General features: G+C 47.5%; 9 protein-coding genes and 1 rRNA gene. 2 read left to right on the plus strand and 8 right to left on the minus strand.

The genetic code is table 11. The annotated features are described in order from the left end of the window. The 5 genes from AC58QD_RS10680 to AC58QD_RS10700 all read right to left on the minus strand — a co-directional run. Positions 1-115 (minus strand): 16S ribosomal RNA (locus tag AC58QD_RS10680); the annotation flags it as partial. 342 nt (positions 116-457) lie between these two features. Further along, a complete protein-coding gene (locus AC58QD_RS10685) occupies positions 458-1,786 on the minus strand; it encodes a GH39 family glycosyl hydrolase (protein WP_497332906.1) in 1,329 nt (442 codons plus the stop codon). A 30-nt stretch (positions 1,787-1,816) separates the two neighbouring features. After that, positions 1,817-3,442 (minus strand): response regulator, encoded by a 1,626-nt coding sequence (locus tag AC58QD_RS10690; RefSeq protein ID WP_497332908.1) that lies wholly within the window; start codon positions 3,440-3,442, stop codon positions 1,817-1,819. Then, positions 3,417-5,192: a sensor histidine kinase gene (locus AC58QD_RS10695; RefSeq protein WP_497332910.1), complete on the minus strand. Its 1,776-nt coding sequence runs from the start codon at positions 5,190-5,192 to the stop codon at positions 3,417-3,419. The genes AC58QD_RS10690 and AC58QD_RS10695 overlap by 26 nt, the downstream gene beginning before the upstream one ends. 143 nt (positions 5,193-5,335) lie before the next feature. Continuing rightward, positions 5,336-7,003 carry a type 2 periplasmic-binding domain-containing protein gene (locus AC58QD_RS10700; protein ID WP_497332912.1) on the minus strand — a complete coding sequence of 556 codons (1,668 nt, stop codon included), beginning with the start codon at positions 7,001-7,003 and terminating at the stop codon, positions 5,336-5,338. 234 nt (positions 7,004-7,237) lie between these two features. Between AC58QD_RS10700 and AC58QD_RS10705 the strand changes: the two genes are divergently transcribed. Further along, positions 7,238-8,191 carry an ABC transporter permease gene (locus tag AC58QD_RS10705; protein WP_497332914.1) on the plus strand — a complete coding sequence of 318 codons (954 nt, stop codon included), beginning with the start codon at positions 7,238-7,240 and terminating at the stop codon, positions 8,189-8,191. A gap of 17 nt (positions 8,192-8,208) precedes the next feature. After that, positions 8,209-9,087, plus strand: coding sequence for a carbohydrate ABC transporter permease (locus AC58QD_RS10710; RefSeq protein ID WP_497332916.1), 879 nt, complete (start codon positions 8,209-8,211; stop codon positions 9,085-9,087). A 52-nt stretch (positions 9,088-9,139) separates the two neighbouring features. Here the strand turns inward: AC58QD_RS10710 and AC58QD_RS10715 are convergent, their stop codons facing one another. From AC58QD_RS10715 to AC58QD_RS10725, 3 genes are all read right to left on the minus strand, one after another. Continuing rightward, the gene (locus AC58QD_RS10715; protein WP_497332918.1) at positions 9,140-11,329 is read right to left on the minus strand and encodes a transglycosylase domain-containing protein; all 2,190 of its coding nucleotides are present in this window, start codon (positions 11,327-11,329) and stop codon (positions 9,140-9,142) included. Between the two features lie 189 nt (positions 11,330-11,518). Beyond that, the gene (locus tag AC58QD_RS10720) at positions 11,519-12,817 is read right to left on the minus strand and encodes a neutral/alkaline non-lysosomal ceramidase N-terminal domain-containing protein (RefSeq protein WP_497332920.1); all 1,299 of its coding nucleotides are present in this window, start codon (positions 12,815-12,817) and stop codon (positions 11,519-11,521) included. A gap of 147 nt (positions 12,818-12,964) precedes the next feature. After that, entirely contained in the window at positions 12,965-13,843 is an 879-nt protein-coding gene (locus AC58QD_RS10725; RefSeq protein ID WP_497332922.1) for a carbohydrate ABC transporter permease, read from the minus strand. Positions 13,844-13,858 lie beyond the last annotated feature (15 nt).

Genomic DNA, 13,858 nt, shown 5'->3' on the forward strand with positions numbered 1-13,858 from the left:
ACGTGTTACTCACCCGTCCGCCGCTAACCATTCCCGAAGGAATGATCCGCTCGACTTGCATGTATTAGGCACGCCGCCAGCGTTCGTCCTGAGCCAGGATCAAACTCTCCATAAAGGTAGAAATTTGACTTGCTCTTAAAACGAGTCTAGCTTGTTTTTGGCCATATGGCCGTTAAAACTTGCACGTTCGTTGTTCAGTTTTCAAGGAACAATCTCGTTCCCGGCGTGTATCTCTCTCGGCCGGAATACAAATGTAACACGGACAACCTATGGTTTGCAAGTGGAAAAATATTACTATGAAAGTAGAGTCATATACTTAATAGAAAAACCCTGCGCAGTTCCTTGTCAAAGCAACCATTCAGAGCCCTATCAATCAAATCTATTCAAATTACTATGCTCAAACACATAAGGAGCAGATGCATACGACTATGCTCTGCTCCTTCGCTCTTACTTGATCCTACTCTTTCACTTCCGACCACTCGAGCAGAGTCACACTGTGGGAGGGTAGAAAATAGCTTGTATCCTGCCCCACTGCAACTATGCGCTTCTCCCGCAGATCAAGACGGTGATCATCATCTACCGTGTAGATGCGAAGCTCGATAGAGGTTTCCTGTCCATCGAAGGCAATCGAGTGCAGACGCGCATTGCCGCCGTAGCTGCTGATCAGCGCAGCACCGCCGCCGGCATCGTTCAAGCCGGCCAGGCACGTAACCTTGGACGCTTTCTCGTCCACGATCGTTTTTACTCGCGACGCATGCTTCGTCATCCGTTGGAATGCTTTGAAGGTGTAGTACGTCTTCTGCGGAACACCATGATAATCGAAGAGACCGCAGAACAAGGCAGTTGGCTGCCCGTCGTAATAGTTGGCCGCGTCGACCGGACAATCCTGAAGCAAGGTCAGCACGGTAGCGGTGTACGCCGCACCGACTGCATTCTTTTGCCGATCGAAGTTGCTCTTGCGTACATATTCATTGCCTCTCGCCCATATCTTCGTGAAATCAGACTCGAGGTAATTCCACTCGTTCAGATGGCTCTCGGTAGCCGTATAACCGTGTCGATCTAGCTCAGATCTGACGTGGTGCGCATGCTCGACAATTTTATACGGATCGGCTGTATATGTGTGCCAGGTGAAGAAATCAATCGGCAAGCTTCTCTCTTGGCAATAATCCAGAAAGCCAGTCAAGAAGGGCAGCTTTGGCCTCGCCGCCGCATAGCCGCCTACTTTGAGATTTGAATTGTATGCTTTGATGGCAGTAACCGTTGCTTCATACAATTCGTAGAGCTGTAATGGAGTACCCGACCACATCCGCTCATCCAGATCCGGTTCATTCCACACTTCCCAATAGTCAATATTATAGTTGAAGCCGTCCGCCCAGCCATCATTATAATGACGTATAATATTCACGCAAATTTGCGTCCATTTCTCATAGTCCTCAGGAGGGTGCACATAATATTTCTTCTTCGTATGTTCAATGCTTTCGCCGAGACGGTATACGATCTTCGCGCCAGTTTCCAATATAGTCTGGAGATACTCATCGGTTCGCGAGAAATCATAGTTGGCCGGATCCGCCGCATCCTTACTGAAATCCGGAAATATGGTGTGGATGTCTACCTCCCAAGCATGAGGCCAATTCGGATCATGAATACGAACGAGTGGAATTTCCGCTTCACGGAAGTAATCCGACACATCGATAAGGGAACCGTAACAGACCGGCCCGTTGTTCACGCCGTGAAGTGCTTTTATAGTTCCAGCGGGTTCACCAAGCTTTATTTGTATATCAACCATTAACATTGCCTCCTGTTCTTTTGAAAAAAATTATCCTTTATGAGCAGCTTGATTGTCGCGGAATTCCTGTGGTGTCATGGTAAATTCCTTCTTGAACACCTTAATGAAATAAGGAGTGTTCAGATAGCCGACCTCTGTTGTGATTTCATAAATTCTAAGCTCGCTGTTCTTGAGCAAATGAACGGCTTTCTCCATCCTTACTCGGTGCAAATAATCCTTAATCCCTTCCTTGGTCTCCAGCTTGAATACTTTGGACAAATAAACGGGATGAAGATTCACTTGATCGGCAAGAATATGAAGGGATACGTCTTCCGATAGATGATCGTGAATATAATCTTTGACCTGATTCACCACGAATGTCCTGGAATGGCGAATTTCCTCTGTGTTCCCGCTAGCAAGCTTCACGCATAAACCAACTGCCCATTCCTTCATCCGCTTGACAGAAAGCAGCGTACCGAGCTCCGGAATCCCGTCTTTCTCTCCAATTCGTTCAAACAACTGGGCCAGTGTCTCTCCATTAACATGTGCGTACCGATAGCAGGCAGATGCGAGCGTGTGGTACATCTCCGCTAACAGCTCCGGGGAATCATTCCATGCGTGATCGAGCTCATCCGACACGGAGGCAAGCTTCAGACCTGCTTCCTCCCATCGACCCGCTTCAAACAAATGAATAATCGATGGGGGCTCGTGCAGCGTCTTTAAAGTTGGGATATATTGCTCCTCAACGGGATCATTCACGTTCATGAGCAGACCGACATCTTTGCCGATTCGGCGGCGCATCGTTTTGACGGTGGATTGATAACCCGCTGATAACTCATCAGGGAAGGCAAGTCTATTCCCAATAACAATGGAGATGTCCCCCTGCAAGTACCGCAGAACATTATATTGAAGCTGGCTGCATAACCGGGGCAGCAGCTCATTGCCATCCTCTGCCGCTTCACTTTCCTTCAACATCAATGCCAGAAACAAATAATCATATCGATCCCTGCAGGACCAAAGCTCAAAGTACAGACCAAGTGTTTCTTCAGCCATATTCAGAATCGAATATTCCATAAGCAGACGATCACGGTGATTGTATTGGGAGAAATGACCTTCCAACCGAATCAGTACAGGAACGACCGGATCTCCAATTGTGAAAGGGGCATCGATAAGCGGTAAACTATCTTTGGCATCCAACCTGCCCCCTTCCAGAAGATTAGCCAGGTATTCTGCTTTCAGTGCAGGCTGATGCTCCTTCAACAGCTGAGTTGTTCTTTGAAAGGAGGCTGCTTCCTCCCATTCCACTTTCAGCTTCCGAATCACCTTTGCGATGGATTCGGTCAAGCTCTCATCGCTTACCGGCTTCAATAAATAGTCAGATGCGTTCAGTTGGAGCGCACGTTTGGCATAGTCGAACTCTGCATAACCTGTCAACAGGATAATCTCTGTCTGCCTTGAGAATTTACGAATTTGTTCGATCAATTGAATCCCATCCATACCAGGCATTCGGATATCGGTAATCACAATGTCGATTACATGTCGTTTGACTAACTCCAGCGCTTCCCGCCCCGAATAGGCGCATAATACCTCTTCGATGTCATAGTCAGACCAAGGGAAAGTATGTGCAAGGGCATCTACAACAGAAGGCTCATCATCCACGATTAACAGTTGAAACATTGGACTTCTCCTCCTCTCCGGTACGCATTACGATCATTGCCCGAACGCCGCCTTCCTTCCCATGTGAGAAGAAAAGACCCGTCCCATTTCCAAAAGTCAATTTAATTCGTTGGTTCACATTCCACAGTCCGAATCCGAAACCGCCTTCCCCCTCGTTCTCATTCCGGTTTACTGCAAGCTGTACCGAAGCGAGTCTCTCAGGATCCATACCTAAACCATTATCCTCAACATAGAGACGGTACTCTCCGTTCTCGATTTCCCCATAAATCCGTACATGGCCCTTCCCGTCTTTAGGCTCAATTCCATGCAAGATAGCATTCTCTACCAGCGGCTGCAATAACAGACGGGGGATACTAATCCTTTTCATCTCTTCAGGAACATCAATATCATAGGTGATTCTGCGCATGCGCAAGTTCTGAATTTCAAGATAATTGACGATGACCGAGAGCTCTTCGGCCAGGGTTGCGGTCTGATTCCCCAGCCTGGTCGTATAGCGGAAATACTCACCCAAATTCAGAGACATCGCAACAACGGCTTCTTCGTCTCCCATACGGGCCATATTTTTAATAAAGAACAGACAATTGTACAGAAAATGGGGATTGATCTGCGATTGCAGCTGTTTCAATACTGCCTCTCGGGAGCGTAGCTGTTCCACCATCACTTTTCCAAGCAAATCTTGAATTTCCTCTGTCATCTCGTTAAACCGATCGAAGAGATAAGCAAATTCTGTTCCTCCGTTCAGCTTAACTCTGGAAGCATAATCACCCCGCTTAATCCTCTGCACATGCCGGATCAAAGCAAGAATAGGCACCTGCACATTGCGATACAGCATATACGACGCCAATACGCTAAGAAGCAGCAAAAGAATCGTTGAGCCATAGAACAGATTGCGGGTTTTCGTTACAGGGGACAAAATTTCTTCCATCGGCACCGAGTCTACCAAATACCAACCGAGACTTTCCATTTGAATGTAGCTCGCTAACGATTGCCTGCCATTCATCTCTACTTCAAAATGGGTTCGGGATGACTCCATCTTCTGGTTGTTCAACTGTCTGATGAGGTCCTCTGAGCTTGTACGGTTCAATGACCGATTGGCGATAATGCCGTACTGAGGATGATAAATGAAAGGATCCCCTTGTCCATCCACTTTGTATTGATCTAACATATTTTGTAAGTAATAGGGCAGAAACGTAGTTTTAATAATCAACTTAGCGGCTGACGGATTCTCAAAGGCTGTTATCGGATGCACCGAATACCACACGAACTCCGGGTTCTTGGCCCTCCCATTCACTTGGTCGGAATAATGCCACCCCTTGGTGATCTCACTAACAAGATTCCCATCATTGAAATCGAAGGTAGAATTGGAAGTGGAGATGACTTCCTTAGTTAATCTCGAGTAGACCGTAATGTCCGTCATCCAACCATTAATGCCAGATTGCAGGGTGATATTGTCCAGAATCATCCGCATCAGCCGCTGACGATCGAAGTTCAAGCCGGATTGATACTGGAACTCCAGCTCTCGTACCGCTGCGTCATTCGACATAGCGATCGAGTTAATCGAGATTTGCTCGATCTTCTCCTCCATCTGTTGATGAAGAAACCGCAGCTGATTCACGTTGTTTTTCTTCATTTCTTCTTCAATGACCACGACCGCAGTCTGATTCGATATAGCGAAAATTAAGACGACAGGCACAAGCACGCCCATAATCATAATGACGATTTTGGTAAAGATCGTAACCTTCTTGTCCATACGCTCTCACCTTTCCTCACGATGTTCTACAACTGGATGCCCATATAGCCTTCTTCGTGAGGGGGCAGATTCCTGCCGTGACAAGAATAAAAGGCTGAACAAAGGGGGCTTCTCGTCTTGACGAAGTCCCCTTTGCCGTTATGCTATTTTTTGGTAACGCTCTTGTACCACTCGTTCACTTCCTTGGTGATGGCATCGCCGCCTTGCGCTTTCCAATCTGTTATGAACTTATCGTAAGCCTCAATCGGCTCATTCCCGAAAACAATTTTACTGAACACTTCCATCTCCAGCTTGTTCAAGTAGTCGCCTTTGTCCATCATCGTCGTTGTAGACCCGCCTGTGAAAGCATTCATGACCCGGTTCTGACGTTGGTTCCATACATTGCTCGAGGACTTGATCTCAATCGGTGGAGCCAGCTGCGACCAATATTGCTCATAAGGCGTCTGAGGCTTGCCATTCTTCGCCAGGTTAACGAGCGCCTGGATGTTCTGTGATGGAATCCTTGGTCCTTGACCCATCAGTAAGCTGTAGAAGAACACCCGAACGCCGCCGCCCGGAATTTTTTTGAGGTCTGTGGTCACCTTCCCGTCCACAATGTCCCAATCGTATCCTTTGGACCAACCGTTCTCATATTCGCTGCCTGCTTTGGGATCCGCAATGTTGTCGAACAGGAAATTTCCATATTTGAAGAAAACTTCCGGGTTCTTCATTTCTTTATTGATGAAGATGGCTCCAGCATAAGGATGTGTTGCAAAATGCATACTCTTGCCATTAGCCCCTACAGGCAGCTGGTACGTCGCAAGCTCTGCACTCGGATTGTTCTTGGTTAAGTCACCCATCGGCCAAGCCTCAGACCAATATGGACCTGTGAAACTTCCCGCTCTTCCAGCGGATACATAGGAACCTGCCTTAGCTTCATCCCAGACCGGCGCTTCCATCGGAATATAGCCTTTTGCTACCCAGCTCTTAAGCTTGGCTAACCCTTCCTTGACACCAGGCTGCACAGAACCGTAGACAAGACTTCCATCGGCGCCCTTCAACCAAGCTCCTGGTATGGAACCGTATGCTCCGAAGAGCCAGCTTACTCCAAAGTGATTGCCATACGACTTCTTAAAGCCGACTGATAGGCCAAAGGTGTTCTTCTGCCCATCTCCATCCGGATCCTGATTCGTGAACGCATCGAGTACTTTCTCGTACTCGTCGATCGTCTTCGGCTGCTGCAAGTTCAGCTTCTTCATCCAGTCATCTCGAACCCACATGACCGGATCATTGTTATAGTCATAGTCGAGAGCAGGAATACCGTAGCGTTTCCCATCCCTGGAGAACTCATACCATACCGTCGGGTCCTCATTCATAGCTTTTTTCCACGTGTCACTGGCGTACTTGTCGAACAAAGGCCCTGCTTCCTGGAAGCGGCCTGACTCGATCAAGAGCCTTGCCATTTCCCCTGTAGCATGTACGATATCGGGCATAGGCTCATTGGCAGAAAGAGCAAGCTTCAGCTTCGTGTCGTAAGCGCTGTTCGTATTGACGACTGACCATAAGCTCTTGATCTCAATCCCGAGTGTTTCTTTCGCCCACCGAGTGTGTACGTTGTCCTCGATTGTCTCACCGTTCTTGAATGTAGCTGCACTCGGCACTCCTCTTACGGTTGTAATCGTTACGGGCGGGTCGAATTTTCCGTTCACCACATTTGGAGTTGGTGATGCCTCAGTCTTCCCGTTGCCGCTGTCTGACGAGCAGCCGATCGATGTCCCTGCCAAAGCAACGGTTAGGGTTGCCACAATTAATCTCTTCGTTTTTAAACGCACGTGCTCTCCCCCTGAACTTGTATTGTTGACTTACACTCAAATCGTAAAGGATTCATCAGACCAGGGAAATAACACATTGTTAACTCTCCATGTTGCATTATTAACATTCCATACTGTTCTTCACATCGTCTTTATAAAACATCATCCCGTGTTAAGAAAACGGTATATTTCCGCACCTCTCGCTATGCTAGAATGTTGTCGTCAGCCAATGCGTCCTAGAGAGAGGTGTACCAAATGAAGTCTACAACACATACGGGGACAGCGCTCGAACCAAGAGTGAAAAAGAAGCTGCTATACAGATTGCACCGAACATGGCCCTTCCATCTGATGCTTCTGCCCGCCGTTATTCTTGCCTTATTATTCCATTATTTGCCGATGTTCGGGGTCGTCATTGCATTCCAGGATTACAAGCCTTATCTGGGAATCAGCGGATCGGATTGGGTAGGACTGAAGCATTTTCGATTGATGTTCGATCGGGCGGACAGCCTGCAAGTGATCTGGAACACTCTTCTGATTGCGTCCATGAAAATCATCTTAATGATTATCGTTCCAGTTGTCTTCGCTCTAATGCTAAATGAAGTACGTAAAATGGCATTCAAACGACTAGTGCAAACCCTTGTTTATTTGCCCCACTTTTTGTCCTGGGTTATTCTTGGAGCCATTCTGGTAGATCTGTTATCCCCTCAGGGCGGACTGGTCAATCGGGTGTTGGTGGACTGGTTCGGCATTTCTCCCGTCTTCTTCCTCGGTAACGGTGACTGGTTCCGATTCACGGTCGTCACAAGTGAGGTGTGGAAAGAATTCGGATTCAGCACGATTATTTATTTGGCTTCCCTGGCAGGTATCAATCCGGAGTTATATGAAGCTGCTGAAGTTGATGGCGCTACCCGTTGGAAACAAACGATGCATATTACGCTTCCCGGGCTCGTCCCCATCATGACTGTATGCGCCACTTTATCGCTTAGCAGCATTCTTAGTGCCGGCTTCGATCAAATCTATAATTTGTATAATCCGCTTGTCTACGATAAGGGAGACATTATAGACACATATGTGTACCGTGTAGGGATTCTCGGACAAAAGCTTAGCTTCGCTACTGCAATAGGTTTATTCAAATCAGTCGTAAGCTGTATTCTGATTCTCTCCGTGTATCGAGTCGCTCTCAAGACAGCTAATTATCGGATTTTCTAGATTAAGGAGGCGCACCTTTGTACCACAAAACGTTATCATATCGAATATTCACTTATTTCAACTATGTTGTGCTCGCGCTTATCGCCTTCCTGTGCGTGCTGCCGCTTATTCACACTTTGGCAGTCTCCTTCAGCGGGCGAGCGCCAGCCAATGCCAATCTGGTTGGACTTATTCCCATTGACTTTACTTTGGATGCTTATAAGAAAACGTTGTCCAATCAAAATTTCCTTAACTCCTTGTGGATTTCCGTACAACGGACCGTTCTTGGCACCGCCGTCGCTATGATCGTAATTTTTCTCGCGGCTTATCCGCTGTCGAAGGATTCTGGCATATTTCGCAGCCGTACATGGTACTCCTGGTTTTTCGTAGTCACACTATTGATCAGCGGCGGACTCGTCCCAACCTATATTGTAATTCAGAAGCTCGGTCTTATGAACTCCATGTGGGCTCTAATTTTGCCGGGGACAATCGATGTTTGGTTGCTGGTCCTGTTGCTGAATTTCTTCCGTAGTATACCACATGCCTTGGAAGAAGCGGCTCTGATCGATGGAGCGGGGCAACTGAAAATTCTCACTCTCATCTATCTTCCGCTATCGTTGCCTGCTATCGCTACCCTTGCTTTATTCAAAATGGTCGGGCATTGGAATTCCTGGTTCGATGGGTTGATCTATCTGAACAACATTGAGAAATATCCGCTGGCCACGTTTCTGCAGACCATTCTGATACAGCTTGATTCTACACAGTTGTCTTCCTTGGGGCGCGAGCTGGAGAACATCTCCAACAATACCGTAAAAGCCGCACAAATCTTCATCGGAGCCTTGCCGATCTTGATCGTGTACCCATTCCTGCAGAAGTATTTCGTCAAAGGCTTAGTGGTTGGGTCAGTTAAGGAGTAGTAAAAACCTCTGGAATCTTCATCTTCCAGAGGTTTCTTTTTAAGTTATAGAGTTAATCATCGTCTTTTCTCTTGCGATCGTCTTTTTTTCTTCGTTCCTCTTGCTTCTTAAGCTCTTCAATCCGCTTACGGGCTTCTTCCTTCATACGCTCTTCCAGCCTTTTACGCTCTTCGTTAAGCTCTTCGAATCTCTTTTTATCTTCCTTCTTCTGATTCTCTTCCTTCTTCTTGTTCTCTCCCTGTTTCTTACGCTCTTCCTGCTGCGCTGCATGGAGGGCTGCTTGCTGAGCCAGCATTATGCTTTCGGGAACAGTAAACGCTGATGCGGGAACATCCTTTAAGGCCAAGCTCATCATTTCTTTGAAAATGTAGGCCGGAGCTTGCCCGCCTGAAGTCGATAAATAATGCTGACTGTCTGTCTGGTCATAACCGAGCCACACCGCACCGACCAATTCCGGCGTATAACCTACAAACCACGCATCCTTGGATCCATCAATTCCTTTGAATTGCGGATCATCAGGAAGCTGCGTTGTCCCTGTCTTACCCGCCAACGGTCGGTCCATAGCTGCTCTGGTCCCGGTTCCCTCAGCGACTACCGCAGTCAGCATCTCGGTCATCTTATAAGCGTTCTCCTCAGACATAACCTTTTGAGGCTGATGCTTGGCTTCAGCTAACACCTTACCGTCCGATGTCGTAATCTTCACTATTGTGTGGGCAGGTATGACAGTTCCCCGATTCGGAAATACACTGTAGGCCTGGGCCATCTGAAGCGGCGATACGCCTTTTGACAAGCCCCCCAAGGCCATACCCAGATTGTGATCTTCTTTTTCAAGCGGGATCCCGAGTTTCTTCACAAAGGTTTTCCCCGTATTTAAGCCAATCTCATTCAATAACCACACGGGAGGAATATTCCAGGATTTAATAATGGCGTCGCGGAGCGATACCTGTCCCCGGTTCCGATGATCCCAGTTCTGAGGCTTATAGCCGTTAATGTCCAATGGACCATCGTAAAGCATCGTTTCAGGAGTGTACCCCTTTTCCAATGCAGGCGCATAGACCATGATCGGTTTAAAGGTTGACCCAGGCTGCCGCTCCAGATGGGTAGCGTAACTGAAGCCGCGAAAAACATGTTCCCCTCTTTGTCCTACAACACCGCGGATGCCGCCAGTTCTAGGATCGATCAGAACGGCTCCGCTCTGAATCAATTGATCTTGTGCGCTTGGCGGGAACAGACTTTCGTTCTTATACGCTGTCTCCATAGCCTGTTGCACTACAGGATCCAATTCCGTATAGATGCGAAGATTGCCTGCCAGCAGTTGACGCTCGGTGAAACCATACAATTTAATCGCTTCGTCTACAACGGCATCATTATAGGAAGCAAATTTACCAAGCAAGCTATTATCATCTTGCGGTTTCTCGACCAGCACCTGAATCGGTTCCATCTTGGCTTGGTTGTAATCCATTTCTGAGATGAAGTTTTCCTCACGCATAACCCCCAGCACCAGATTCCGGCGCTCCAATGCCAACTCTTTGTTCCGTAGCGGGGAGTATCGGGTGGGAGCTTTGGGCAGCGCTGCGAGTAACGCACTCTCTGCTAGTGTCAAGTCCTTCGTGTCTTTGCCAAAATAACGCCTCGATGCCTTCTGAATCCCCCATTGTCCTTCTCCGAAATAGATTTGGTTCAAGTACATTTCAAGAATCTGATCTTTATCGTACGACGACTCGATCTTGAACGCATAACCCGCTTCCGTAAGTTTTCTTGAAAAGGTCTTATCTGCCGTCAGAAACACATTCTTCGCCAGTTGTTGGGTGATCGTGCTCCCGCCCTGCGCTGTGCTGCCTTCACGGACATTGCGAACAGCGGCCCGAACAATTCCGAACGCGTCCACCCCGCTATGGTCATAGAATCGTTTGTCTTCTACTGCAACAATCGCCTGACGCATATGCAATGGAATCTGGTCAATCGTCACCCGTTCAACCTTAACGGAGGAAAGCTCAGATGATGCTTGACCGTGCAGATCCATTAATTGAGTAGGCGCTAATACCGGTACCGAGAGCTTGTTAATATCAAGGGACCGCACCCAGGAAACTCCGGCTGCTATTCCGATTGCCACTCCTATAAGCAAGACCACAATAATCCAGCGGAATAAAACTCGGAAACGGGCCAGCCTGCTAAATGCTCCGGAGAATCGGCTGCCCCAACTTGGTCTCGGTAAACTTTGAGATGACTGTTGTAGGCTCATATTTATCCCCTTTATCTTTATTAAATGTGCCGTACAAATGTATTCGAACGGCACTTTCGTTTTTTGGGGGAACTTGTCGAAACACTCCCCCTTCTTACTAATAAACACAAAAAGGCTAATCGCAACGCGATAGCCTTGTAAACAGCCCATATTCTACTCATTTTCTAAAAAAAACGATTTAGTTTCCTATTATATCTCCATTTCCTTCAGCAGCCGAGAGGCATGCTCTATGAACAAATCCCCAGCGCCTGGAGGGTTGCGATGAATGTTGCGAAGCTTGGGCTCATACCCGCCTTGCTCATAAGCTTCCCGTGTGCAAACATAACCTAATGTTGAACTATTGCACAAAGTATTAACTATAGTATAAGGAAAAGGGGAGTCTCCCTTAAGCTTAAGGCCGAATTCAACGAAGATCTCACCTGGAAGCCCGACAATGGCCAGATCTCCGATTCTGAACGCTTGCACTTCAATCTGAGCGATATCTTGCGGATTATCATTCACCCTTAGAAGCTGCTCGGCAAAAAAACGGTCACTCCAAGAATCCGTGTTGGAAGCAAGAAGCTGTCTAGCATCTTCAGATTCCTGCCGGGTCGGCCTGCGGTATTCAATAGGAAAGAAGGATTGCAGAGCCGATTGACCAAGCTCAGCCTCTACTTCTGCTGGAGTTATTTTCTCCCTTACCCTGAGCACCTCTCCTGCCAGTATGCGCCCCATTTTGTTCGTATGGCCTTTCTGGATGGAAGTCTTCGGCTTAGTGAAATCAAGATGATTAATGTTGCCGCAAGCGCCTAGTACGAATAGGCTGATAACTTGCTCGCCCAATGCGTTTTTCAGCCTCCGGCTAAGCTCACCTGGAAAGTCCCCGCTTATTCCCTTTCCCCCAACCGTGTCCGTGTGGCAGGCGAAGTTAGTAATGACACCCATCGGATTACCCGCTTCATCGTCGATTCTTACCACAAGCACCTCTGGATCGGTTGGTCCAGTTGGCCGGTCAAGGTCGGGATTCAAAAAGCCTGGATTCGTCTTAACGCTGCCGTCCTTCATGAAGAATCGGCGATTGAAGGCGATATCGTTCTCAAAGCCTCGGCCGCATCCGATTCGTGCAGGCTTCATTAATTCATATGCCTGTATTACAGCATCCGCTGTCCGTTCTACCATGTAATCGAGATACGATTGATTCAAACTGTCATCAAACCCCGGACGAACTGGAGGTCCCGTATGAGTGTGGGTAGCCGATATCATGACCCGATCCGGCGTAATGGGTACAAACTGCTGAATCCGATGACGGATTCGTTCCACCTCAATTTGTCTCAAGTACAGGGCATCGATAACCACAAGTGCCAGGGCAACTTCTCCGTTATGTATCACGATCGCTTTGGCATACAGTTCATCGATGATATGGTTCGACTTTCTCTCCTCCAGATATCCTGGGATTGAGCTTCCGAGAGGGGGAGTGACAACAACTTCGGACATGCCGCATTGCATCATATAAGTTAGCGCCTCCTTAGAATGTACAGGTCTCTGACTTGTATGATAGTGCTCATGCGGCATATTGTAAATGACCATTCTATGCGAAAGTATGCATATTTTTGTACTAACCTCATCTACAAGAGCAAAATGACTTCATGCTCTCGCCTACTCCTTAACCGCTCCAATCATAACTCCTTTGACAAAATATTTCTGCAAGAAAGGATACAAGAACAGCACCGGAACGGTCGCAACTATAATTGCCGCATATTTGATCGTTTCCGAGATGAGCGCCTTATCCATATCGCTGGCCCCAGTGGTCATCGAATCCGTGCTGTTAGTGATCAGAATCTCCCTCAACACAAGCTGAAGCGGGTACAAATCACGATCACGCAAGTAAAGAAGGGCATTGAACCAAGCATTCCAATGACTGACCCCGTAGAACAGGATCATAACCGACACAATTGGCAAGGAAAGAGGAAGAATGATACGGAACAAAATAGTAAAGTCGTTCGCTCCATCTATTTTGGCTGATTCCTCGAGGCTTGCGGGAATTCCTTGAAAGGACGTACGCATAATAATGAGGTTATAGGTGCTGATCGCTCCCGGAATAATCAGAGCCCATCTCGTATTCAACATTCCCAGCTCGCTCACTAGCAAATAATTCGGAATCAGTCCGCCGCTGAAAAACATCGTAAACACGATCAGCATCATAATTGGATTTTTCAACATGACCGTTCGTCGTGATAGGGCATAAGCTCCGAAGGCTGTCATTAATAGATTGATAGTCGTACCCACTACCACGTAGAATAAAGTATTGGCGTAGCCTACTATTATCATAGGGTTCGCAAACACGAGACGATATGCCTCTAAGCTGAAGCCTTGAGGATAAAATATCAGTCCCCTCGTTCGCATTAACTCCCCCGGCTCGCTCATGGAGGCGAACAATACATATAAGAACGGGTATATCGTCCCTATGCAGAGTAGTACTAAAAAGCTAGTATTGCCGCTATCGAAGAGACGCTCCGCGAGATTTCGTTTACTCATACAAGTGTCTCCTCT

It is taken from the genome of Paenibacillus sp. J2R1T-4, from assembly GCF_059692235.1.